The sequence below is a fragment of the Limnoglobus sp. genome (genome assembly GCF_059499385.1).
In genome coordinates this window covers 162839-186423 of record NZ_JCABYM010000144.1, presented here as the reverse complement: position 1 = coordinate 186423, position 23585 = coordinate 162839, and the positions used below count along the sequence as shown (strand labels likewise).

General features: G+C 70.0%; 15 protein-coding genes. 6 read left to right on the top strand and 9 right to left on the bottom strand.

Annotated elements, in window-relative coordinates:
- The first annotated feature begins 166 nt into the window (after positions 1-166).
- Both AC5JJ2_RS25880 and selD read left to right on the top strand, forming a co-directional pair.
- Positions 167-2818, top strand: a complete 2652-nt coding sequence (locus AC5JJ2_RS25880; RefSeq protein WP_495860943.1) for a WD40 repeat domain-containing protein — start codon at positions 167-169, stop codon at positions 2816-2818.
- A gap of 414 nt (positions 2819-3232) precedes the next feature.
- Positions 3233-4288, top strand: coding sequence for a selenide, water dikinase SelD (selD, locus tag AC5JJ2_RS25875; protein WP_495860942.1), 1056 nt, complete (start codon positions 3233-3235; stop codon positions 4286-4288).
- Between the two features lie 56 nt (positions 4289-4344).
- Here selD and AC5JJ2_RS25870 read toward each other — a convergent pair whose 3' ends face one another.
- Both AC5JJ2_RS25870 and AC5JJ2_RS25865 read right to left on the bottom strand, forming a co-directional pair.
- Positions 4345-4545 (bottom strand): hypothetical protein, encoded by a 201-nt coding sequence (locus AC5JJ2_RS25870; protein ID WP_495860941.1) that lies wholly within the window; start codon positions 4543-4545, stop codon positions 4345-4347.
- 438 nt (positions 4546-4983) lie between these two features.
- On the bottom strand, positions 4984-13428 hold the full coding sequence (locus AC5JJ2_RS25865) for a GH36-type glycosyl hydrolase domain-containing protein (RefSeq protein ID WP_495860940.1): 8445 nt from the start codon (positions 13426-13428) through the stop codon (positions 4984-4986).
- A gap of 276 nt (positions 13429-13704) precedes the next feature.
- Between AC5JJ2_RS25865 and AC5JJ2_RS25860 the strand changes: the two genes are divergently transcribed.
- Together AC5JJ2_RS25860 and AC5JJ2_RS25855 are read left to right on the top strand one after the other, a co-directional pair.
- Positions 13705-13869 (top strand): lmo0937 family membrane protein, encoded by a 165-nt coding sequence (locus AC5JJ2_RS25860; protein ID WP_495860939.1) that lies wholly within the window; start codon positions 13705-13707, stop codon positions 13867-13869.
- 84 nt (positions 13870-13953) lie between these two features.
- Positions 13954-14688, top strand: coding sequence for a hypothetical protein (locus AC5JJ2_RS25855; protein ID WP_495860938.1), 735 nt, complete (start codon positions 13954-13956; stop codon positions 14686-14688).
- Between the two features lie 83 nt (positions 14689-14771).
- Here the strand turns inward: AC5JJ2_RS25855 and AC5JJ2_RS25850 are convergent, their stop codons facing one another.
- The 3 genes from AC5JJ2_RS25850 to AC5JJ2_RS25840 all read right to left on the bottom strand — a co-directional run bounded on the left by AC5JJ2_RS25850 (position 14772) and on the right by AC5JJ2_RS25840 (position 16957).
- The gene (locus AC5JJ2_RS25850; RefSeq protein WP_495860937.1) at positions 14772-16223 is read right to left on the bottom strand and encodes a sigma-54-dependent transcriptional regulator; all 1452 of its coding nucleotides are present in this window, start codon (positions 16221-16223) and stop codon (positions 14772-14774) included.
- 172 nt (positions 16224-16395) lie between these two features.
- The gene (locus AC5JJ2_RS25845; RefSeq protein ID WP_495860936.1) at positions 16396-16626 is read right to left on the bottom strand and encodes a hypothetical protein; all 231 of its coding nucleotides are present in this window, start codon (positions 16624-16626) and stop codon (positions 16396-16398) included.
- 34 nt (positions 16627-16660) lie between these two features.
- Complete coding sequence (locus AC5JJ2_RS25840) at positions 16661-16957, bottom strand: hypothetical protein (RefSeq protein ID WP_495860935.1); 297 nt, start codon at positions 16955-16957, stop codon at positions 16661-16663.
- 262 nt (positions 16958-17219) lie between these two features.
- Here AC5JJ2_RS25840 and AC5JJ2_RS25835 point away from each other — a divergent pair, with 262 nt between their 5' ends.
- The gene (locus AC5JJ2_RS25835; RefSeq protein ID WP_495860934.1) at positions 17220-17633 is read left to right on the top strand and encodes a COG1470 family protein; all 414 of its coding nucleotides are present in this window, start codon (positions 17220-17222) and stop codon (positions 17631-17633) included.
- 48 nt (positions 17634-17681) lie between these two features.
- Here the strand turns inward: AC5JJ2_RS25835 and AC5JJ2_RS25830 are convergent, their stop codons facing one another.
- Both AC5JJ2_RS25830 and AC5JJ2_RS25825 read right to left on the bottom strand, forming a co-directional pair.
- Entirely contained in the window at positions 17682-17858 is a 177-nt protein-coding gene (locus tag AC5JJ2_RS25830; protein ID WP_495860933.1) for a hypothetical protein, read from the bottom strand.
- A gap of 126 nt (positions 17859-17984) precedes the next feature.
- A complete protein-coding gene (locus tag AC5JJ2_RS25825; protein ID WP_495860932.1) occupies positions 17985-18527 on the bottom strand; it encodes a hypothetical protein in 543 nt (180 codons plus the stop codon).
- 163 nt (positions 18528-18690) lie between these two features.
- Here AC5JJ2_RS25825 and AC5JJ2_RS25820 point away from each other — a divergent pair, with 163 nt between their 5' ends.
- Positions 18691-19587, top strand: a complete 897-nt coding sequence (locus AC5JJ2_RS25820; RefSeq protein ID WP_495860931.1) for a YihY/virulence factor BrkB family protein — start codon at positions 18691-18693, stop codon at positions 19585-19587.
- Positions 19588-19594: 7 nt separating this feature from the next.
- Here AC5JJ2_RS25820 and AC5JJ2_RS25815 read toward each other — a convergent pair whose 3' ends face one another.
- Together AC5JJ2_RS25815 and AC5JJ2_RS25810 are read right to left on the bottom strand one after the other, a co-directional pair.
- Positions 19595-22645 carry a PAS domain-containing protein gene (locus tag AC5JJ2_RS25815; protein ID WP_495860930.1) on the bottom strand — a complete coding sequence of 1017 codons (3051 nt, stop codon included), beginning with the start codon at positions 22643-22645 and terminating at the stop codon, positions 19595-19597.
- Positions 22646-22826: 181 nt separating this feature from the next.
- A complete protein-coding gene (locus tag AC5JJ2_RS25810; protein WP_495860929.1) occupies positions 22827-23543 on the bottom strand; it encodes a lipid-binding SYLF domain-containing protein in 717 nt (238 codons plus the stop codon).
- Positions 23544-23585: the final 42 nt, after the last annotated feature.

Genomic DNA, 23585 nt, shown 5'->3' with positions numbered 1-23585 from the left:
GACGGCGTATCTCGATTTCCGCGAACGCTCCTGCGCGGGATCGACTTCCGAAGTCGAAGCCGGACTTCGGAAGTCGGGGCCGTCACAATCCTGTAACGCCGCGGGCGACCCGCCGGCCGATCCGTTACCATAACCCCATCTCCGCTCGCCCTCTCCGGGGTCCGTCATGCGCTTCCTCCTCGCGGCCGTCCTGTTGAGTATCCCCGTCGCCTTGCCGGCGCAGGACGACGCCACGCCCCTGCCGCCGGGGGCCAGGCTCCGGCTCGGGTCCACCCTGTTCCGCGTCGAGGGGTACAACCGGCACGCCACCCTTGCCCCGGACGGCTCGACCATCGTGCAGTTCGTCGCCCCGGACAAGCTCGTGTTCATCGGCGTCGAGACCGGCAAGCCGGTCAAGACCGTGAAGCTGAAGGAACAACTCCAGTACGGGTACGGCATGAGCTACTCGCCGACCGGCGAGCGGCTCGTCATCGCCGCGTACAACGCCGCCAGCGTCGTCAACCCGGCGACCGGCGAGATCACGGCCAAGCTCCAGAACCGGAACAACAACAACGGCCTCGCCCGGCGGATGGAGGCGCTCGCGGACGGCACGGTCACGCTGTCCGGCGACGGGAAGCGGATGGCGTTCGGGACCCGCTACCCGCAGCAGGAGAACCAGTCCCACGCCTACGTCTACGACACCGACAAGGGGGACATCGTCGCCGAGTTGAAGGTCGCGCAGTCGAACTACATCCAGGCGGTCCTCACCGCCGACGGCAAGAGGCTGGCCTCCTTCGGCCAGTACTACGTCAAGAACAACGAGGAGAACACGGCGTCGATCGTCGAACTCTGGGACGTGGACGGCAAGAAGGAGCTGGCCAAACTGCGGACGAGCGGCATGACCGTGACGGCCGCGAAGTTCTCCCGCGACGGGAAGACGCTCTACACCGGCGGCCAGGGCGGGCCGATCGAGGCGTGGGACGTGGCCACCGGGAAGAAGCTGCGGCAGTACATCACCCGGTCGAACGTCGGGCAGAAGATTTTCGTCTCCGCGGACGGCGAGCGGCTGGCCGCGTGTTCGCAGGACGGGGCGGTGCAAGTCTGGGAGGCGGACACCGGCAAGCGGCTCGGGACCGGGTTCGCCCCGACCAACTCGGTCGAGGCCGTCGCCCTCCCGGCGGACGGCCCGGCCGTCGCGTTCGGGCTGTTCAACCAGACGATGCAGGTCTGGACCGTGCCGGGCAAGGTGCTGACGCCGCAGGAGGGGCACTTCGGGCCGGTCAGCCACATCCAGTTCACCGCCGACGGCAAGCAGATCGTCACCGCCGGGCAGGACGGCCGCGTCGTCCGGTGGGACGCCGCGACCGGCGCGGAGGTCGAGACCTACGGGTACACGAGCATCCCCGTCGCCGCGCGGGGGACGGCGGCGTTCCCCGTCCGCCGCCCCGGCCGGGCCGTCCGGTGGACCAACAGTTGGAACGTCTACCAGGGGGCGTTCTCGCCGGACACGCAGACGATCTACCTGCAAGGCGGCAACGGCGGCGTCGCGGTCGTCGATCTCGCGACCGGGCAGGAGCAGTTCACGCTGTTCTTCCCGAACGCGGCCGGCGGGTCGGCGAACACCCGGCCGTCCCTGTCCGCCGACGGCCGGCGGGTCGGCGCGGCGGGCCAATACTACCAGCGGAATAAGTACGTCTTCTCCGCCGCCGCGTGGGACACGGAGACGGGGCAGACGCTCGCCGAGTTGAAGATGGACGTGGACCAGAACGTCCGGTACGTCAACGGCATGGCCACGGCCGTCTCGCCGGACGGGGCGTACTTCGGCGTGATGTGCAACGTCCAGGAGCAGCGGACCGGGCAGGCGACCACCGAGTTCACGACGTTCGACCTGCGGACCGGGGCGAAGCTGGCCGCCGGCGGGCAGACCGGGCGGTCGCACTCGCCGTTCCTGCACCCGTCGCCGGACAACCGGTCGGTCCTGTCGCTGGACCAGCAGAGCCGGCTGCTCGTGTGGGACCTGCCGACCGGGAAGCTGGTCCGCACGCTGGCCGGGGTCACCAACGGCCAGGCGCAGCCGCCGGTGTTCCACCCGACCGGCCGGACGTTCGCCGTGTCCGGGATCGCGCCGTCGGACCAGGCGGCGGGCATCAGCCGGTTCACCGTCCGCCTCGTCGAGTGGGCGTCCGGCGAAGTCCGGGCCGAGATTCCGACGAACAACGCCGGCATCTCGGCGCTCGCGTTCTCCCCGGACGGCAACACGCTGGCCGTCGGCTGGCAGGACTCGACCGTGCTCTTGTTCGACGCGACCGGCAACGACGCGAAGAAGCCGTGGGAGGCGGCCCCGACCGAGCCGCCGCAGTTGTGGGACAAGCTCGGCGGCAAGTCGGCGAAGGAGGCGTGGGCCGCGATCCGCGAGCTAACCGACCGCCCCGACGTGGCGGTGAAGCTGGTCCGCGAGCACGTGAAGCCGGTCCCGGCGGCGGCGCGGCCGACGGCGGAGGGCGTCGCGAAGCTGCTCGCCGACCTGGACGCCCCCGCGTTCGCCGCCCGCGAGGCGGCGATGAAGGACCTGAAGCGGCTCGGCAAGCTGGTGGAGAAGGAACTGCGGGCGACGCTGGAGACGACGCCGTCGCCGGAGGCGAAGGAGCGGGTCGAGAAGCTGTTGGCGGCGATCGTCAAGCCGGTGCTGCCGAACCCGACGGAGGCGCGGGCGGTGGAGGTGCTGGAACGAATCGGCAACGCCGAGGCGCGGGCGGAGCTGGCGAAGCTGGCGGCCGGCGACCCGGCGAGCCTGCTGACCCAGGACGCGGCCGCGAGCCTGAAGCGGATGGCGAAGTAGGGCGGGTCGAGGGGTTTTGCGACGAGGCCCGACGGCGGGCCGGCAACCGTCCGACGAGTCCGCCGTTCAACGCCGGCGGGTTTTCGGCCTGAAAGGCCACAACATGTCAGCCCAGGGCAACGCCCTGGGTATTGGTCTCCACCAACGACCAAGCCCTGAAAGGGCGACACCGGTTCGGGACCGGTTCGGGTGTCGCCCTTTCAGGGCTTGTTGCATTTGGGTGGCGGTCGGACCCAGGGCGTTGCCCTGGGCTGACATGTGCCACCCCTTCGGGGTAAAGAGGGTCGCGGAACGCGGTGGTCGTTTTCGACGGTGCGGCCACCGTGTCCGGCCTCGCAAAGCCTCGGACCGACTAACACATCACGACAACCCGTCCCCGCCTACAATTCCCCCACACCCTCCGAGGACACCCCGATGCTCACCGGCGAGCCGCTCCGCCTCACGAAACTCGCGAAACGGGCCGGCTGTGCCGCCAAGCACCCGCCCGGCTTCCTCCTGCCGCTGCTCGGCCTGCTGCCGCCGGTCACCGACCCGAACGTCCTCGTCGGCAGCTCCACCGCCGACGACGCGGCCGTGTACAAGCTCTCGCCCGACCTCGCGCTCGTCCTCACGACGGACTTCTTCACCCCGATCGTGGACGACCCCCGCGACTTCGGCCGGGTGGCCGCCGCGAACGCCCTCAGCGACGTGTACGCGATGGGCGGCAAGCCGCTGTCCGCGCTCAGCATCGTCGGCTTCCCGGACGCGCTGCCGGCGGCCGTCCTCGGCGACATCCTCGCCGGGGCGTGCGCGGTCGCCGCGGAAGCCGGCATCGCCATCGTCGGGGGGCACACGATCAAGAGCGAGGAGCCGATCTTCGGCCTCGCCGTCGTCGGCACGATCCACCCGGACAAGGTGCTGAGCAACGCCGGGGCGAAGCCGGGCGACGCGCTGATCCTCACGAAGCCGCTCGGCCTGGGGATCATCTCGACGGCCGCGAAGAACGACAAGGACTCGCACGGCGCGATCGCCGACGCCATCCGCGTGATGACGACGCTCAACCGCAAGGCCGCCGAGGTGCTGACCGGCCACGCGGTCCACGCCCTGACGGACGTGACCGGGTTCGGGCTGCTCGGCCACCTGCGGAACATGACGAGCGCCAGTCGGGTAACCGCGGAAGTGTGGGCGGCGGCCGTGCCGGTGCTGCCGGCGGCCCGCGAGTACGTGGCGGCCGGCATCGTCCCCGGCGGCACGCGGGCGAACGCGAAGTTCCTGGCCGACTGGGTGACGTTCGATTCCGACGTGACGCCGGACGAGCAAATGCTGCTCGCGGACGCGCAGACCTCCGGCGGGCTGCTCGCCGCGGTCCCGGCGGCCGTCGCCGAGGACGTGATCCGCGCGTGTCGCGCGGCGGGCGTGCCGGCCGTGCGCGTCGGGCGGATCGTGGAATCGGGCCAGGGGCTGATTTCGGTGCGGCGGACGGGTGGGTAAAGCAAACGACCCCGCTCATGTCGAGCGGGGTCGGTGGGAAGCGATTCACGTCTCGGTTAGCGCTCGTGCGGCCGGGTGAACGTTTGCAGGTGGCTGAGGTTCAGCGACCCGCTCCGCATCGACGCCACCAACTTCTGCTCGATGAGTTCCACCGGCCGGGTCGCGCCGCGGCAATCCTCGATGAGCGTTTCCTCGTCGATGTCGTATTCAATCTCCGCGGTTCGTGGCGCAAGTAATGATTCGGAATGTATCTTCATGATGGAACTCCTCGTTGTTAACCGGCACTGTACTCAAGCAATCGACATGCCACCGGCGGCGGCATGTCGCGTGCCATCGGCCCGGCCATTTTTTTCGACGCGCGGTTCGTCCTAACGGTCTGATCCCATCAAGAGAAACTAATCCGAGAAATGTTTGGCCGCGTAGTGGCTGTGTAAGCGTTCCGCACCGTGAACGCGGCCCTTTTTCCGCGATCGGCATCGCCCTTCCCGCGGCCGCGCACGCGGTTGCGCGGGGCGAGTACGCGCACGCCGCTTCCCGTCTCGACCCGCGGCCCGATTCGTCCGGTCGATGGGAAATGATTCCAGACGGCCGCTATCTGTACAAATAGCCACATGTCAACGAGTTGCGTCATTTCTCAAAAATGATTCCGGCCTTTTGCAATGATTCCAGGGAAGGGTGGGGGCGTTTCCGTGGAATCATTTTCCGCGCACCACAACCCGGTGCGTGCCGTTGTCATCCCGTAGGACCAGTTCGCCGCCGACGGGTTGACCATCGACTTCGATCTCGCGCGTCGAGCCGGTCGGCCCCTCCACCCGAATCTCGTACACGCTCGACCCGAACCGGTACCGCACCTCGAACCCCGCCCACGCGGCCGGCACGCACGGCGCGAAGGCGAGCCGGTCGCCGACGCGGCGGACGCCGAGGATGTCTTCGAGAAAGACTTGGTACAGCCACCCGGCGGACCCGGTGTACCACGTCCACCCGCCGCGGCCGACGTGCGGCGGGCGGCCGTACACGTCCGCCGCGACGACGTACGGCTCCACCTTGTACGTCGCCACGTCCGCCGGCGTGTCGGCGTCGAGGATCGGGTTGAGCATCTCGCAGAGTTGCCACGCGGCGTCGGCCTGGCGCAGCCGCGCGACCGCGCGCAACAGCCAGATCGCGGCGTGCGTGTACTGCCCGCCGTTCTCCCGCGTGCCGGGGAGGTAGCCCTTGATGTAGCCGGGCTGGAGCTTGCCGGAATCGAACGGCGGGTCGAACAGCAGGACGATGCCGTCGTCCGGCCGCACGAGCTGCCGCACCGCCTCGCCGACGGCCCGCGTCGCGCGGCCGCGGTCGCCGCCGGCGATCACGGCCCACGACTGCGCGAGCGAGTCGATTCGGCACTCGTCGTTCTCCGCCGAGCCGAGCGGCGTGCCGTCGTCGAAGTACGCCCGGCGGTACCACTTCCCGTCCCACGCCTCTTCCGCCGCCGCGATCAGGTGCTTCGCCCGCTCGCGACAGATGCGGGCGCGGTCCGCGTCCTGCCGCGATTCCGCCAACTTCGCGAACTCGTCGAGGCACACCGCCTGGAACCACGCGACCCAGACGCTCTCCCCTTTGCCCCCCGCGCCGACCTTGTTCATCCCGTCGTTCCAGTCGCCGACGCCCATGAGCGGCAGCCCGTGTGCCCCGAGCTTCCACCCATTCTCCAGCGACCGGACGCAGTGCTCGTACAACGTCGCCGTCTCCGCCGAGACGCGGGGCTGCGTGTACGACTCCTCCTGGTGCTCCTCCAAGAGCGGGGCGTCGAGGAACGGCACGACCTCGTCCAGCACGGTCGCGTCGCCGGTCGTCGTGACGTAGTGGCAGGCGACGAGCGGCAGCCAGAGGAAGTCGTCGCTGAATCGGGTGCGGACGCCGTTGCCGGCCGGCGGGTGCCACCAGTGCTGCACGTCGCCCTCCGGGAACTGCCGCCGCGCGGCCCGGAGCAGTTGCTCGCGGGTGAGCTTCGGCGCGGCGTGTACGAGGGCCATCACGTCCTGCAACTGGTCGCGGAACCCGTAGGCCCCGCCGGACTGGTAGAACCCGGTCCGGCCCCACAACCGGCTGCTGACCGTCTGGTAGAGCAGCCACCGGTTGAGCAAGAGGTTCAGCGCCGCCGACGGCGTGCGGACCTGCACCGCGTCGAGCAACTCGTCCCACCGCCGCCGGACCGCGGCGAGCGATTCGGCCGCGCGGTTCGGGTCGCGGTAGTACGCGATCAGTTCCCGCGCTTTCACGAGGTCCGGGGCCTCGCCGAGCAGGCCGAGGAAGACGTAGGTGTCGCCCGGCCCGAGTTCGATGACGACCTGCAACGCGGCACACGGGTCGAGCGTCGGCCCGGTCTGCCCGGACAGTGATGCGCGCGAGAGGGCCGCCGGGCGTGCAACCGACCCGCACCGGCCGAGGAACTCGGTGCGGTCCACGGTGACGGACGTGGCCGGGACGTTCGCCGCCGCGAACGCCGTGGCCTGCGGCGCGACGGCCTTCGCCGGGTTGCGGGCGAGGACGACCCCCCAATCCGCGGGAACCTCCGTCAGCACCTGCTGGGCCGTGATGTCGCGGTTCGTCCCGAGCACCCACTCGACGTAGTACGTCACCCTCAGCTTCCGCCGGTGCGGACCACGGTTCGTCAGCCGAAGGTGGTTCACCTTCACCGGGTCCGTCGGCGGGACGAAGACGGTCAGCTCCTGGTCGATCTCCCCCTGCCGGGATGCGAACACGGTGTACCCCGCCCCGTGCCGCACGAGCGTGTGCCCGCCGGCCGGCAGCGGCGTCGGCGTCCAGACTTCGCCCGTTTGCTCGTCGCGGACGTACAGCACCTCGCCGGGCGCGTCGGACACCGGGTCGTTGCCCCACGGCGTCAGCCGGTTGAGCTGGCAGTTCCCGGCCCACGCGTACCCGCCGCCGGAGTCGGTGACGAGGAACCCGAAGTCCGGGTTCGCGATCACGTTCGCCCACGGCATCGGCGGGGCCGCGTCCCGCGGGACGATCACGTACTCGCGGCCGTCGGCCGAGAACCCGCCGACGCCGTTGAAGAACTGCAAGTCGCCCGGCGTTTCGGCCCACCGCCGCGATTCCCCCGGCTTCGCCGTCGGGGCGAACGCGGCGGGTAGCCGCGGCGCGCGGACGGTGCGGCCGATCTGGTCCTCGAGCGACCCGCGGCGGCCGTCGAGCGCGACCCGCGCCCAGCACTGCAACAGCGCCCGGTCCTGCGGCGAGAACTGGTCGGTCTTCCGCACGAACACGCCGCCCGGCCGGTCGATCCGGTCCCGCGCCTCGCCGGCCCGGATCAGGCCCATCACCTCGTCCGCCAAGCTGTCCTGGTACGAGGTCGGCATCTCGTTCAGGATTACAAGGTCCGTGAGCAGCCCCTTCGACCGCCAGTACGAGTGGGCCGTCAGGAGCCGCTTCAGCAACTCCATCGACTGCGGCCCTTCGGTCAGGTGCAACAGCACGACGGGCAGGTCGCCGGAGATGCCGTGCCGCCAGAGACCGCTCTGCCCCTGGTGGTTGTTCATCAGGCACTCGGCGGACGCCCTCAGCGCCGGCGTTGGGAACAACATGACCCCGGCGAGCCGCTGGTAGAGCTGCGCCTCGCGGATGCTGGTGTTGAAGTGCTTCAGCTCGACGCGGCTGTGTGCCCACGCCAGCTCGAACGTGCGGTCCACGGCCGCGGGCGCGTGGAACCGGTGGGCGACCGCGACCGCCTCCTCCTCGGAGTTCGCCACAGCGGTGGTGAAGCAGACGGTGACGCGGCCGGTCGCCGGGACGCGGACCCGGCAGCGGATGCTGAACACCGGGTCGAGGACCGGGCCGGTCGTGCCGGACAGGTCGCCGGCGAGCGCCGCCGGGTTCGCGAGCGTCCCGCGGCGGCCGACGAACCGGGCGCGGTCGGTTTCGCACGTCGGCGGCTGGAGGAGTTCCGCCTCCGTCGCGAGGACGTGGACGCCCCACGTCGGCGGCTGGTCCGCCGCCCGCGGCCGCCGCATCGCGACGACGGCCTTCGTGTCGTCCAACCACTTCGTTTGCACGAACAGCTTCTGGAACGCCGGGTGCGCCACGTCCGCGGCGTGCGGGGCGAGCACGACTTCCGCGTAACTGGTGAACTCGATGTCGCGGGGGTGGCCGGTGAAGTTCGTGACCGTGACGCGCCGAACCTCCGCGTCCGCCTCCGGCGACACCGCCACTTCCAACAGCGTCTCGATCTCGCCGTCCCGCCGCCGGAGTTCGATCTTGTCCACCGAGTAGATCGCCTCGTAGTCGTCGGCCGGCTTGCACACGGGCTGGTGGCCGGCGGACCACGCCTCGCCGGTGTCCAGCACGCGGACGTAGCAGAACTGCCCCCAGGCGTCGGCCGTGCCGTCGGCCCGCCAGCGGGCGACGGCGAGGTCCCCGCGGCGGCTGTACCCGGACCCGGAGCTGGTCATCATCAGGCCGTATCGGCCGTTGGACAGCAGGTGCGCCCGCGGCTCCCGCGGCGTCGGCGTCGTCAGCCGCCGGCTGACCGCGTCCGTCGCCGTCGGCGGCTTCGACCGCAGCGCCTCCGGCGTCCGGTTCGGTACGACCGGCGCGTCCAGCGGGACGCGCTCTTGCAGCAAGAGATCGACCGCCCGCACCATCGGCTCGCGGGCGAGGCGGGCGGGCATGATGTCGGCGTTCAGCACGTTGTCGAGCGCGAGCAGGCACATCCCCTGGTGGTGGGCCATGTACGACCGGATGACGTGCTGCCGCTGCGCCCGCGGCAGCCGGTCCGGGGTGTAGTCGATGGCCTCATACAGGCCGAACGGCCCCTCCGCGCCGGTGTCCGCGAGCCGTTGGATGTTCGCGATCGCTTCCGGCGTGGCCACGCCGACGGCCAGCACGGTCGCGTATGGGGCGACCACGAGGTCGCGGCCGAGGCCCCGCTTCAGCCCGAGGCCGGGGACGCCGAACGCCTGGTACTGGTACTGGCCGATGCGGTCGGTCAGGTTGTACGCGGACTCGGAGATGCCCCACGGGACCCGCGTCTGGCGGCCGTACTCGATCTGCCGGGCGACGGCCGCCTGCCACGTGGCGTCGAGCAGCGTCCCCTTCGGCACGGGGAGGAACAGCCGCGGCATGAGGTACTCGAACATCGTGCCGCTCCACGACATCAGCCCCGTCCGGTCGGCCACCTTCACGAACGGCCGGCTGAGCCGGAACCAGTGCTTCCGCGGGGCGACGCCGCGGGCGACGGCGAGGAAGCTGGTGATGCACGACTCGGACGCGAGCAGGTCGTAGTGGGCCGTGTCGAGCGCCTGCCGGGGGACGTGGTAGCCGATAGCGAACAGTTGCCGGGTCGGGTTGAACACGAGCGAGAAGTCCATCTCGTCCACGAACCGCCGGGCCGTCTCCGCCAGCTCGCGCAGCTCCTCGGCCAGCCGGGCGACATAGCTCTCGCTGTCCTTCGCGGCCAGTTCCGCCAGCGTCGCGGGCTTCGCCGAATCGAGTCGGTCCGGGTAGAAGGCATCGAGTTCTTCCCGCTGCTCCCGCACGGCGGCGGCGAACCGCTCGGCGTAGAGGCGGGTCGTCGCGTCGGGGTTCGTCGTGAGGCGGTCCGCGACCAGCGCGAGTTGATCGAGCCGCGCGGCCCAGTCCGTGAGGTCGGCGGCCGGCGATGCGAGGTGCTTCGCGGCCGCCTGCGCGAGCGGGCCGTTGGCGTCGTTCTTCTCCAGCCGTTCGCGCAACAGTTCCAACCGGTCGCGCAGCCCGTCTACCGCCACCGGCGACGGGATCGTTCCCTTTGCCTTTTCCTCCAGCCCTTGCGCGAGCGTCAGCAGGCAGCCCATGAGGTTGCCGCTGTCCACGCTCGACACGTAGGCCGGCGGCAGCGGGGCGAGCGTGTGCGTCTCGTACCAGTTCAGGAAGTGGCCGTGGAACCGCTCCAGCCGGTCGAACGTCGCGAACGACTTCTTGAGCCGCTCGACGAGGTCCGGCAGCGTGACGTAGCCGAGGTCGTGGGCGGCGAGCGTGGACGTGAGCAGCAGGCCCATGTTCGTCGGCGACGTGCGGTGCGCGACGAGTTCGACGGGCGTTTCCTGGTAGTTGTCCGGCGGCAGCCAGTTGTCCTCGTCGCCGACGAACTGCTCGAAGAAGCCCCACGTCTTGCACGCGTACCGGCGGAGGAACCGGCGGTCCTCGGCGCTCAGCTCCGCGCTCACTTGGGGCGTCGGGCGGCTGACGAACCAGGCGACGAGCGGAGCACAGAACCACGCGAGCAGGAACGCGACCGCCGCCGGCAGCGCGGCCGGGGCGTACAGGCCGAGAAGCACCGTCAGTCCGACGGCGATGACGGGACTCGTCCACATCTGCCGGAGGGACACCCGGAAGCCCGCGCCGAGGCGGGCCTCCGTCGTCGCGGCGGTTTCCCACTCCAGCAAGTGCCGCCGCGACACGAACAGCCGCCACAGCGTCCGGCCGATGGCATCGAGCAGCGACCACGCCTGGTGCGCGAGGAACGCGACGCCGAGCGCGACCTGGCCGACCGTCGAGAGCAGCCCGGCCCGCGCGTTCACCCACGACTGGCGGACGCCGATCGCCGGGATCGCGAGGAAGCTGCCGAAGACGTGCAGCACGAGCGGCGTCGCCACGACCACGAGCGCGACGAGCGACCACGCCCACGCGCCGCCGGGCAGGACCGTCCAGCCGAGCGCGAGCATGAGCAGCATCGCCGCCGGGACGAGCGTGCGGCGGAGGTTGTCCGCCACCTTCCACCGTTCGAGCAGCGGCAGCGGGTTCGGGAGTTTGCCGTCGTGCGCCGTCGGAACCCGTGGGGTGAGCCACGGCAGGAGCTGCCAGTCGCCGCGCGCCCAGCGGTGCTCGCGGCGGGAGTAGGCGGCGTACCGGGCCGGGAAGTCGTCGAACACTTCCACGTCGCTGACGAGGCCGCACCGGGCGAACGTGCTCTCGATCAAGTCGTGGCTCAGGACGTGGTTGTCCGGGAACGCGCGGCCGGCGGTCGCCTCGAACGCGTCCACGTCGTACAGCCCCTTCCCGGTGAACGTTCCGCGGCCGTACAGGTCCATGTACGTGTCGGACACGGCCGCCGAGTACGGGTCGATCCCGGCCGAGTACGCGTACAGCCGCGCGAACAACGACCGGAACCCGGTCTTGTACAGGAAGCTGACCCGCGGCTGGAGGATCGAGTACCCGCCCTCGACCCGCCGGCCGTCGGCCGAGAGCCGGGCCTGGTTCAGCGGGTGCGCCAGCGTGCCGACGAGGACGCGGAGGGCGTCCCGCGGCAGCACGGTGTCGCTGTCGAGCGTCATCACGTACCGCGTGCGGGGAAGTGTCGCCGGGTCGCTCGAACAGGTCGCGTAGCTCGTGTCGGTCGCGCCGCGGACGAGGCGGTTGAACTCGTGGAGCTTGCCGCGCTTCCGCTCCCACCCCATCCAGACGCCCTCGGCGGCGTTGAACTGCCGGCGGCGGTGCAGGACGAAGAACCGCGGCGGCCCGCCCGCGGCGTGCTTCTCGTTCAGCGCCCGCACGCCGTCGAGCGCCGCCTGCACGCACGCGGTGTCGTCCGGCATCGTTTCGCTCGGCGCGTCCGCGAAGTCGGTCAAGATTGCGAACACGAAGTTCGGGTCCGGGTTCGCCAGGTAGTGGAGTTCCAGCCGGTCGAGCAAACCCTTCGCGCTGGCGGGACTCGTCAGCATGGACGGGATGACCACGAACGTCTCGCAGTCGTCCGGCACGCCGTCGCGGAAGTCGAGCCGCGGCAGCACCCGCGGCGGCAGCAGCCGGCAAACGACGAAGTTCAACACCGCGACCGCCACCTCCGTCGCCGGCAGGAACGCGACGGCGGCGACGGCGAGCGCGAGCGGCCACGTCGGCGGGTCCATGACGGCCATTACGACGGCGACGAACGCCGCGACGAACAGGGCCATCAGGCCGAAGTAGCTGAGGTTCGGATTCTCGAGCAGGAACGCCCGGAGGCGGTCGCGGAAGGCGGGGCGGTAGCGGATGTCTTGGATCAGCTCGCGGCGGCCGTCGCCCACGAGGTAGTGCCCGACGTGGCCGGTGGCCGGCGTCGTCCCGGCCGCGGCGAGCTTGATCGCGCGACGGGCGACCTCCACCTCGGCGACGCCAGACCCGCGGGACAGCTTCTCGACGGCCGTGCGGTACGCGTCGCGGGTGGCGAACGTCTGCCGCCGGTACGCGCCGGTCGGCTCGCTCCGAAGCATCTGCTCCGTCAGGCTCAAGTCCTCGAAGAAAGCGGCCCAGTCGAGCGCCTCGAGCAGCCGCAGGCTCGTGACGGCGTTCCCGATGGAGACTTGGTTGCCGGCCTGCCGCTGGTTGTCCCGGCGGAGGACCTCGTCCGGCTCGCCGTGCTGGTGCGCCAGCCAGCCGCGGACCTGCTCGTCCAGGTCGGCGCGGACCTCGTGCAGCTCGCGGAGGGCGTGCAGCACGCCGACGACGTAGGCGTCGCTCGGCCGCTCCGGAAGCTCGATGGCGTCGCCGGCCGCGGCCCGGTGGACGACCTGATGTGCCAGCGCCCGCTCGGCCCGCGCCGCCCGGAGCTGCCGGGCGAGCCGGGCGAGGCTTTCCAGCAGCCCGACCCGGAGCATGATCGGCAGCGCCCACAGCTCGCCGATGCTCAGTGGCGTGTAGTGCTGGTAGTCGCGGACGTATTCGCGGAGGCTGACCTCCGCGACGGCGCTGTCCGAATGCACCAGCACCGCGACGGCGAACGCGTACGTCCGCGGCAGGCCGATCAGCGGGCCGTCGCTGAGGACGGGCAGCTCGTTGTAATACTTCTGCGGCAGGTGCGTCACGACTTCGCGGAACACGTCGTCGATGACGTGGAAGTTGTCGAGCAGCCACTCGGCCTCCGGGCTGGGCTGCTCGCCCCCCTCGGTCGAGACGGTCAGCTCCCGGTACACGTCGAGGATCGCCTGGTGGTTCTCGCGGACCCGCTTCAGCAACTCGCCGCTGGCCGGCCGCCGCGTCGTCGGCCCCCACGTCCCGCTGAGGGTGCGGGCCACGTCCACGGCCCCGATCTCGATTTGCGTCTTGTGTCGCAGCGGAACGTGCTCGCTCGAAAACATCCGGCCCAGTTCATCGACCAACGATTCATTCGTAGGCAGGTGTGCGACCATGCGAAGTCTCAATCCCAGGGACCGGCAACGAGAGTGGCAGCACCGGGAGCAACGGATGTGCCAAGCCGGGACGGGCAAAACCGCTGGAAATGCAAGGGTTACCGCAGGTTCGTTTGCGCATCGGGTTGCGCGAAGACGCGCACTACGACGACGGGCGGCGGGCAACAGGTCTCGACTCGTCGTTGCATCGAAGCCCGAAATCGGAATCGGTTCGACGGGCACACGAGTTGCCAAGCATCCGATTGCTCGACCCACCTTCCTCCCTGAGATTCCGCCATGCCGCGCTATTCACTTGAAACGATCATCCTGATCCTGCTGCTGCTCTGGGTGTTCGGGGCGTTCGTCACCCCGTTCGGCGGGGACATCATTCACCTGCTGCTGGTCATCATCCTCGTGGTGGTCATCCTCCGGCTCATGCAGGGCCGCACGGCCGTGCCGTAGGCGGAACGGGCGGGGGCGGCACATCACTTGCGGCCGAGATCGGCCGCCCGTCCGCCCGTTCCGACTCCCTCAGGAGGCACTCTCATGCAACATCGCTCCCTCACCGCCATGACGGCCGCCCTCGCGGTGTCCGTGTTCGTCGTGGACACGGCCGACGCGCAGTTCCGACTCTTCGGCCGCGGCCGCGGCCGCGACCGCGGGGCGTCGTGGTCCGGCGGCAGCTCCTACTCGCCGGGCGGGTACTACGGCGGCGGGTACTACGACAACTCGTACAACACCGGGTGGGTCCACGGCATGCCGTACACGACCTCCGGGTCCGCGTACACCTACCCCCAAGGCTCGTGGTCGAACTCGTACCCCTCGACGACGTGGCCCTCGACCCCGACGTACTCGTCCAGCTCCTTCTACACTCCGACGACGGGGTACGCGACCGGCGGCTCGGTGCCGTGCGCGTCGCCGTACCCGATCTACAGCCCGTACGAGTCGCGGACGACGCAGGGGACCGGGCCGACGACCTCGCAGTCCTTCTACACGCCGCGGCCGATGGAAGCGCGGAACAACAACAACGTGGAGGCGGTGCCGATCGGCGAGAAGTCGCACGACGGCACGGTCGTGAAGGTCGGCACGAACACGCTGACGATGCGGAGCGGGACGACGAACGAGGAGCACACGCACTTCGTCCCGGCGGACGCGAAGGTGACCCGCGACGGGTCGAGCGCGAAGCTCGAGGACCTGCGGAAGGACGACTTCGTGGTCGTGACGACGAAGACGAACCCGGAGATGACGGTGCTGAAGGTGGACGCCCGGCCGAAGCGGTAACCGAATGTGGAACCCGGAGCGGTAGCGACGGGGTGTGGGAACCGATCCTACACCCCGTCGCTGCCGCTCCGGGTTCCACTGATTTACTCGTGCTTGAACTGCTTCTTGTCCAGCTCGTACTCGGCCAACTTCGCGGTAATGCTCCGCCGCGACAGGCCGCAAATCTCGGCGCACCGGCCGACGTTCCCGCGGGCCTTCTTCAACGCCTTCCGGATGTACTGCCGCTCGATCGCGATCGTGGACTGCCGTAGCAGTTCCGGCAGCGGCCGGTCGATGTTCACCTCCACCGGTAGCTTCGGCAGCGCCCCGCCGGACAGTTCGGCCGGCAGGTTCGCCGGCTGGATCACCTGGTCCTGTGAGGTCACGCACGCCCGCTCGATGACGTTCTCCAGCTCGCGAATGTTGCCGGGCCACCGGTAGTTGAGCAGCATCGTCATCGCCGCCGGGGATATCCGCTTCGCCGGCTCGCCGGGCGGCGCGTACTTCTGGCAGAAGTGCGTTGCCAACAGCGGGATGTCCTCCGCCCGGTCGCACAAGGACGGCACGTCGATCTTCACCACGTCGAGGCGGTAGTACAGGTCCTCGCGGAACGTCCCCTTCTTCACGAGCTTCAACAGCGACTTGTTCGTTGCCGCGATGACCCGCACGTCAACCTGGATGCTCTCCGTGCCGCCGACGCGCTCGAACTGCCGCTCCTGGAGCACGCGGAGCAGCTTTGCCTGCATCGACGGCGGCACGTCGCCGACCTCGTCGAGAAAGATTGTGCCGCCGTGGGCCATCTCGAACCGGCCGATCCGCTGGCCCACGGCGCTGGTGAACGCCCCCTTCTCGTGGCCGAACAACTCGCTCTCCAGCAGGTTGTCCGGCAGCGCGGCGCAGTTGATCGCGACCATCGGCCCGGTCCGGGCCTGCGACGCCTGGTGGATGGCGCGGGCGATCTGCTCCTTGCCGGTCCCGGTCGCGCCCTCGATCAGCACCGTCGAGTTCGTGTGCGTCAGGTTCGCGATCAGCTCGAAGATCGCGTGCATCTGCGGGTTCTTGCTCAGGATGTTCTGGAACGAGTACCGCGTCTGCAACTGCTCCCGCAGGTACGACAGCTCGTCCTGCAGCGCCCGCTCCCGCAGCGCGGTGTTGATGACCCGGCGGAGGTGGTCGATGTCCACCGGCTTCGTCAGGAAGTCGATGGCCCCGAGTTGCATCGCGTGGACGGCCTCGTCGATCGTGCTCGCCCCGGCGGTCACGACCACGGCCACCGGCAGGTTCCGGTCCTTGATCTCTTGCAACAGCCGCATCGCGTCCATGTCCGGCGTCCGCAGGTCCGCGATCACGATGCTCGTGTTGTGCGCGACCAGGTCTTGTAACACGGCCGTCCCGTCCGACGTGACGGCGACCCGCAGCCGGGCGTCGGGTTCCAACAGTTGCTGCAACTGCCGGCCGACATCCGGGTCCGGTTCGACGATCAAGATGCGCCGCGGCCGCACGACGGCTTCGGGCGGGATCGGCCGGGCATCCGGCAACGGGGATACGGCAGACATGGGGTCCGCTCCTGTTGGCCAAACTGGGTATCAGCCAATGGGTCACAACAGGCAAATGCCGCGCCCAAACCGCGCACCCGACTGCCGATTCGCCGGGGGAGCATTCCCGCGGGGCGCACGAAAAAGCCCCGCGTCCGGTCGGAGGCGGGGCCGCTGTTTCAACGCATATCGGTCAGTTCCGGACGGCGGGGTCTCTCGTCTTGATGACGCCACTGCCCCCGAAGTTGAGCAGCAGCACGCCGGCGACCGCGGCCACGATGGAAAGTAACAGTTGCACGGTCGGGAAGACGCGGGCCGTATTCACCGCGGGTTCCGACGTGACCGGCGCGGTCATGGCCTGGACGAGCGTAAACGCCGCGCTGACGAGGCCGACGATCAGCAGCCCCAAACCCGTGAGCCTCATGACAATGTCCTCCCCTGATGGCGTGTGTTCGCGACTACCGGACGCAGGTGGCGTCCTCGTAGAACTCGTCGGCGGCCGTCTGGCGGATCTCCGACAACTGCCCGGCGATCATGCTCTGGTGGTGTTCCAGCGTTTGGATCAGTTCGTCGAACAGCCCGCACCAATCCTCGCCGCGGTCCTCGCACTCGTCGCGGGCGTCCTTCACCTGCGCGCACAGCTCGGTCATGTCCGCGAGGTGCTTGTGCAGTTGTTCCGTCATCGACGATTCGCCGTCCCCGACCCACGTTTGCAGCGGCGTGTCGGTGTCGTATGCGGTGTTGGACGCGTGCATGGTGAAAGTCCTCCTCGACGGAACCGGTCAGCCGGGGCGACCCCGGACCGTGGCGAACGTCACGCACCCACCGTGCCAAACCGGACTGGTACGCCGGGCCGCAGGAATTTCGCCGGCCTTGCGCCGCCCGGCCCGCCGGCAGGAAATGAACTGCCCACGGCTGCGCGAATTCGGGGGGGTGTGGCACGACAGGTGCGTTTTCACTCCCGTCGGTCCGCGGCGTACCCGCGGGCCGGGATCGCTTCTTACCTGGAGACTAAACATGCGACTGCTCAAATTGATACCGACCGGGTTGGTGGCCGCCGCCGTGCTGGTTTCCGCCGGGTGCAACAACAGCTCGACCGGCGGGCACACCGGGACGAACGACTCGTTCAAGCTGAAGGCCCCGGCGATGGCGACGACGCTGAAGCAGGGCGACCGCGAGACGGTGACGGTCACCCTCGACCGCGGGTCGAACTTCAAGCAGAACGTGAAGCTCGACGCGACGGCCCCGTCCGGGCTGAAGGTCGATCTCGCCAACAAGACCGTCAACAGCTCGGACAAGGCGGACGTGGCGGTGACGGTCGAGGCGGACAAGACCGCGCCGGTCGGCGAGCACGTCGTCAAGATCACCGGCACGCCGGAGACCGGCGCGGCTACGACCGTGGACTTCAAGGTGAAGGTCGAGGCAAAGTAACGAAAGCCGTAAAGCGAAACACCGGGCCATCGGCCCGGTGTTTTTTTGTCACTCGTTCTCGTCGCCGCGGTCCTTCTCCTTGTCGTCCTCGCGGTCGCGGTCCTCGTCCCGCTTCTCGTTCGGCTTCGACTTCTTGGTCGCCGTCCGCAGGTCGTCGCGGGCCCGGCTCTGGGCGGCCCCGGTGTCGTGGGTATTCATCCGCCCCTTGTCGCGTTGATCCGACATGGGTAATCCTCCGCGTGGGTCGCCGGGCGGGAATCGCCCGACGCCGTACACACCGGGCAACCGACGTGCCGGGCGCAACAAAGAACCCCCGGCACGGCCGGGGGTTCTTTTGCGGCTAGGGGTCGGTTACTGGAACTGATTCCGCAAGTCGCGGGACCGGGCGAACCCGTCGCGGGCGAACCCCTTCACGTCGTTCCACGCCGGGCCGTCCGGGTAGAGCTGGTCCCAGTCGGCCTCCAGCTGCGGCTCGACGAAGTCGAACTGGCTGGTCGGGTACCGCGTCTCGGCCCGTACGCCGAACCGGTACGCCGCGCCGCGGTGGGCCTCGGCGATTTTGCTGTCGCTGCGGTGCTCGTCCAGGTACTCGCGGATCCAGTTGTCTTCCGTCGTCGGGTCGATCAACTCGCCGACGCCCTTGCCGGCCAGCCCGCCGGCCGCCGTCCCGCCGATGATCGCGCCGACGACCGCCCCGACCGGCCCGCCGGCCGCGCCGACGGCCAGCCCGCTAGCCACGCCGCCGACGACCGCGCCGACGCCGGTTTCGATCGGGTGCGACCCCGCCGTGTCCGTGATCGGGTCCGGGTTCCGGCTGCCGTACGGCGGCAGGTCCACGCTCTTCTCCGGGTCCTTCCCGTTCTTCCCGTCGTTCCGTTGGTATTTCTCAGCCATGGCTTATCTCCGGTGCGAGTTCTGAAATGCGGCAACGCCGCGCCCGGCCATAACGTCGCAACTCTCGCGCCGGGTCGTTGGGCCGGCCGCGGATTGGGAGAATTCGCCGGCATCGAACCTGCTCGGTCAGCGGAGGGATACCGGGGCCACCAGGAACGTCGAGATGAACCTGCGCGAGTTGTGGAACGTCGTCCGGCAAGCCGGGGGCGAGTGGGTCGAGCACAAGGCCCCGCGGCTGGCGGCCGCGCTGGCCTACTACACGATCCTGTCGCTCGCGCCGCTGCTCGTCATCGCCGTCGCCGTCGCCGGGTTCGCGTTCGGCGACGAGGCCGCCCGCGAGCAGATCGTCGGCCAGTTCCGGGACATGGTCGGGCCGGCCGGCGGGGACGCGATCAAGACGTTGCTCGAACACGCCGACCGGCCGAACGCCGGGATCGTCGCAACGGTCATCGGCGTCGTGACACTACTGTTCGGCGCGTCCGGCGTATTCGGCGAGCTGCAGGACGCGCTGAACACGATCTGGGAGGTGAAGCCGAAGCCCGGCCGCGGCATCCGCGGGATTGTCGTGGACCGGTTCCTTTCGTTCGCCATGGTCCTGTGCGTCGGCTTCCTGCTCCTCGTGTCCCTCGTCCTCTCGACCGTCCTGTCGGCGATGGGCGGGTACTTCGAGCGGGCGTTCCCCGGCCTCGGCGGGCTGATGCAGTTCGCGAACGTCGCCCTCAGCTTCGTGATCGTGACGGCGCTGTTCGCGATGATGTTTAAAATCCTCCCGGACGTGGAGCTGCGGTGGCGGGACGTGTGGGTCGGGGCGGCGGTGACGGCGGTACTGTTCACCCTCGGCAAGTACCTCATCGGCCTCTACCTCGGCCGGGCCGGGGTCGCGTCGCCGTTCGGGGCGGCCGGGTCGATCGTCGTGCTCGTCGTGTGGATTTACTACTCCGGGCTGATCCTGTTCTTCGGGGCGGAGGTCACGCAGGTCCTGACCCGGCGGGAGGGCCGCGGGGCGGCGACGGAGATCGCGGAACCGACGACCGACCGCGCCGCGGCGGCGACGCCGTGACCGCCGGTCACGACGCCCGCGGCCGGGCCAACTCGGCGAACATCTTCTCCAGGTCCGGCAGGGCGACCGGCTTGACGAGGTGGCCGTCGCACCCGGCCTCCTTCGACCGCGCCCGGTCCGCGTCCTGGCCCCACCCGGTTAGCGCGACGATCGTCATCACTTGCCCCCACGGGTGCTCGCGGATGCGGCGGGTCGCGTCGAACCCGTTCAGCCGGGGCATGCCGATGTCCATGAGCACGATGTCCGGCCGGTCCGCCTCCGCCCGTTCGACCGCCTCGAGCCCGTCGTGGGCCAACGTGACCGCGTGGCCGAGGAGCCGGAGCATTTCGGCCATGGACTCCGCGGAGTCGCGGTTGTCGTCCACCACCAGGATGCGGTGGGGCGGGGCGTTGACCGGGGCCGCCGGTTCCGGCTCGGGCCGCCCCCCGTCCGTCGCGGCGACGGGTAACCGGACGGTGAACGTGCTGCCGAGGCCGACGCCCTCGCTTTCGGCCGTGGCCGTGCCGCCGTGCATCTCGGTGAACGCCTTCACGAGCGCCAGCCCGATGCCGAGGCCGCCGGTCGTCCGCTCCAGGCTGCGGTCCACCTGCGAGAACATGCCGAAGATCGTCGGCAGCGATTCCGGCGGGATGCCGATGCCGTCGTCCCGGACGGTGACGACGACCTCGTTGCCGTCCAACCGGGCGGCCAGTTCGACGTGCCCGCCGCGGGGGGTGTACTTGGCGCTGTTCGCCAACAGGTTCGAGAACACCTGGGCCAGCCGCGTCAGGTCGGCGTCGAGGGGGATCGGCTCGTCCGGCAGCCGGACGGTCAGCTCCTGGCCGGCCGCGTCGATCTGCGGCCGGGCGGCTTCCACCGCGCTCGTCACGGCGTCGGCGAGCGCGACCTTCGCCAACTGGAGGTGGAACTTCTGCCGGTTGACCCGCGAGATGTCGAGCAGGTCGTCGATCAGCCGGACCATGTGGGCGAGCTGCCGGTCCATGATGTTCTGCGCCCGCTCCCGGACGCCGGCGTCCTGGGACATCCGTACGACCTGGAGGCCGTTGCGGAGCGGGGCGAGCGGGTTGCGGAGCTCGTGCGCGAGCAGCGCGAGGAACTCGTCCTTGCGGCGGTCGGCGTCCTTGACCGCGTCCTCGGCCGCCTTCCGGTCGGTCACGTCGCGGGTCGTCCCGGCGATGGCCTCGACCTCGCCGTCGTCGCCGAGGACGGGGACGAAGATGTAGTCGTAGATGCGGCGGCCGTGCGTGCCGGTGAACGGGACCTCGCCGCGGACCGGCCGCCGCGTCGCGACGACTAGGTCGATCTCCCGGTCGTGCAGGGCCGCGTGCCAGTCCGGGTAGCCGAGGTCCAGGCACGTCTTGCCGACGGCCTCGTCCCACGTCCGGCCCCACATCGTCAGCAGCGCCTCGTTCGCGTACGTGAACCGGTGGTTCCGGTCGAACACGTACACGAGGTCCGGGGTCGTCGAGAGGGACGTGTGGTAGACCCGCCGCAGCCGGTCGGACTCGGCCCGCGCCCGCGCCCGCTCGATCGCGTCCCAGCACCGGCCGACGACCTGGCGGACGAGTTCCACCTCCGCCGGCGTCCACGCCCGCGGCTTCGCCTGGTGGACGGCCATGGCGGCCACGAACTTCCCGTCCTTGTGCAGCGGGACGCAAACGGCCGCGGCGATGGCCGTCTCCCGGTACGCCGTCAGGTCGCCGCCGGTGGTCGGCTCCGTCTCCGCGTCGTTCAGGACGAACGGCTCGTTCGCCCGCATCCGCCGCACGACCTCCGGCCCGAACGCGGCCACCGGCCACCGGCCGACGATGCTCTCGGCCCCGGCCGTGTAGTTCCCGGTGATGTTGAAGACCGCCTCGCCCTCGACTTCCGCGTAGGCGCACCGGTTCGCCCCGAGGTGCTCGCCGAGCAGTCGGGCCGTCGTCGTCATCACCAGGTCCGGGTCGGAGAGCGGCTGGGTCGCGTCGGCCAGCTTCGCCAGGAACCGGTGGCGGCCCTCGCTCTCCTTGAGCACCTCCTCGTCCCGCTTCCGGTCGGAGATGTCGCGGAACACGAGGACGGCCCCGCCGACCGCCCCGCCGGCCCCGCGGATCGGGGCGGCGGAGTCGTCGATCGGCCGCTCCGTCCCGTCGCGGGCGATCAGGAGCGTGTGGTTCGCCAGCCCGACGATCACGCCCGTCTCGAGCGCCCGCAGGGCGGGGTTCTCGACCGGCTCGCGGGTCGTCTCGTTGACGATCCGGAACACCTCGGCGAGCGGCCTCCCCTGGGCCTCGGCCGTCGGCCACCCGGTCAGCCGCTCGGCGACGCCGTTGAGGAACGTGACCCGCCCGGCGGCGTCCGTGGCGATGACCGCGTCGCCGATACTGGCGAGGGTCGTGTGCAGCCACTGCCGCTGCTCCTCGACGGCCGTGGCGGCCCGCCCGCGGGCCGCGAGTTCCCGCCGCAAGGCCCACACGAACAGGCCGACGGCCACCAGCCCGAACGCGGCCGACGCGACGGCGAACAGCACGGCGTTCGCGTAGCTGTCCCGCATGGAACCGTCGCGGGCCGCCAGCAGCCGCCTCTCCTCGGCCTCGAACTCGTCGGCGATTTTCCAGAAGGCCGTCAGGTACGCCGGCCGCCCGCGGTTCGCCTCAATGAACCGCTGCACCGCCGCCAGCCCGCCGTCCCGCCGGACCCGCATCGTGTCCCGGAAGAGGCCCACGGCCGTCCGCGACTCCTCTTCCATCCGATCGACCTGCCGGTTCTGGGAGGGGTTGTCGGCGGTCAGAACCTTCAGCCGGTCGAGCGTGTCGCGGAGTTCGTCCACGCTCCGGTCGAACAGTTTGACCTGCTCCTCGTCGCCGGTCATGGCGTACCCGCGGAGGGCGACCTGCAGGTTGCGGGAGGCGGTGAGGGCGGACCCGAGCGTGTTCAAGACTTGGTACGTGTGCTCGACGTGCTTCGCGTTGGCATTCAGGGCGCGGACGTTGGCGAACGAGCCGGCGGCGTTGGCGACGATGAGAACGGCGAGAAGCAGGATACCGAGGAGGATGTTGCGGTCGAATGGCTGACGCATACCACCCCCGCCAACCCGCCCCTCGGACTGCCGCCCGGCACGTGTCGGGCGGCACGAGCCGGGCACACGTCACCCGTCAAACCAACATTCTATGTCCGGCAGCCCCCCCGCCTACGCTCAGTTAATCAGGAGAAGGACAAATTCTGTCCAGAACAAGACAAATTGTCCGGCCCTGAATTCTTCACGGCTTCTTCGACGGCGGCACGGCCGGGATCGTGACCGGAGGCTCGACCACGACCGGCTTCTCGGCCTTCGTCCCGCTCAGCTCCAGGAGCCTCCCCTTGAGCGCCGCGAGCTTCTTGTCCTCGGCCGCCGGGTCCTTCTGGTACGCGGCGTTCGTCCGGGCGTCGGCGTTCAGCACCGTGCCGTCCAGCGACACCCCGGCGAACAGCCCGCGGCTGCGGGAGTACGAGACGATCTCGGCTTCGAGCTTCCCGTCCGTCGCCGCTTGCGCTTGCCGACCGACCGGCCCGGCGGCGACGGAGGCGTCCGCCCCGAGGGTCAGCTTGTTCTTGCCGTCGAGTAGCCGGTCGAGGCCCTTGCGGGTGCGGAACACGAGGACCACGTCCGTCGATTCGACGCCGACCTGGAACCCGATGCTGCCGCCGCCGAGGTTGACGAACACCGGGTCGCTCCAGTTCCCGTCCTTGTCCTTCGCCAGGACGACACCGTGCCCGCCACGGCCGGCGACGACGAACCCGGCCTTCACGACCCGCGGCACGATCGCGATGCCGTGGGCGTCCGCGAGCAGCTTCGGCGGCAGCCCCTTCGCCGGGATCGCGGCCAGTTCGTCGAGGACGGTGGCGGCGTCTTCGAGGGTGCGGCCCGGCGGCGGGGCGGCGGTCGCCGCGGTGGTCGCGAGCGCGAACGAAAGGATCGCGAGGGTGAAACGGGTCATGACATCCTCCGGTGTTGTCGAGATTCGGCCACGGCAGCCGTT

Coding starts and splice junctions, on each gene's coding strand:
- AC5JJ2_RS25880 (WP_495860943.1), top strand. CDS start 167: ATGCGCTTCCTCCTCGCGGCCGTCCTGTTGAGTATCCCCGTCGCCTTG.
- selD (WP_495860942.1), top strand. CDS start 3,233: ATGCTCACCGGCGAGCCGCTCCGCCTCACGAAACTCGCGAAACGGGCC.
- AC5JJ2_RS25870 (WP_495860941.1), bottom strand. CDS start 4,545: ATGAAGATACATTCCGAATCATTACTTGCGCCACGAACCGCGGAGATT.
- AC5JJ2_RS25865 (WP_495860940.1), bottom strand. CDS start 13,428: ATGGTCGCACACCTGCCTACGAATGAATCGTTGGTCGATGAACTGGGC.
- AC5JJ2_RS25860 (WP_495860939.1), top strand. CDS start 13,705: ATGCCGCGCTATTCACTTGAAACGATCATCCTGATCCTGCTGCTGCTC.
- AC5JJ2_RS25855 (WP_495860938.1), top strand. CDS start 13,954: ATGCAACATCGCTCCCTCACCGCCATGACGGCCGCCCTCGCGGTGTCC.
- AC5JJ2_RS25850 (WP_495860937.1), bottom strand. CDS start 16,223: ATGTCTGCCGTATCCCCGTTGCCGGATGCCCGGCCGATCCCGCCCGAA.
- AC5JJ2_RS25845 (WP_495860936.1), bottom strand. CDS start 16,626: ATGAGGCTCACGGGTTTGGGGCTGCTGATCGTCGGCCTCGTCAGCGCG.
- AC5JJ2_RS25840 (WP_495860935.1), bottom strand. CDS start 16,957: ATGCACGCGTCCAACACCGCATACGACACCGACACGCCGCTGCAAACG.
- AC5JJ2_RS25835 (WP_495860934.1), top strand. CDS start 17,220: ATGCGACTGCTCAAATTGATACCGACCGGGTTGGTGGCCGCCGCCGTG.
- AC5JJ2_RS25830 (WP_495860933.1), bottom strand. CDS start 17,858: ATGTCGGATCAACGCGACAAGGGGCGGATGAATACCCACGACACCGGG.
- AC5JJ2_RS25825 (WP_495860932.1), bottom strand. CDS start 18,527: ATGGCTGAGAAATACCAACGGAACGACGGGAAGAACGGGAAGGACCCG.
- AC5JJ2_RS25820 (WP_495860931.1), top strand. CDS start 18,691: ATGAACCTGCGCGAGTTGTGGAACGTCGTCCGGCAAGCCGGGGGCGAG.
- AC5JJ2_RS25815 (WP_495860930.1), bottom strand. CDS start 22,645: ATGCGTCAGCCATTCGACCGCAACATCCTCCTCGGTATCCTGCTTCTC.
- AC5JJ2_RS25810 (WP_495860929.1), bottom strand. CDS start 23,543: ATGACCCGTTTCACCCTCGCGATCCTTTCGTTCGCGCTCGCGACCACC.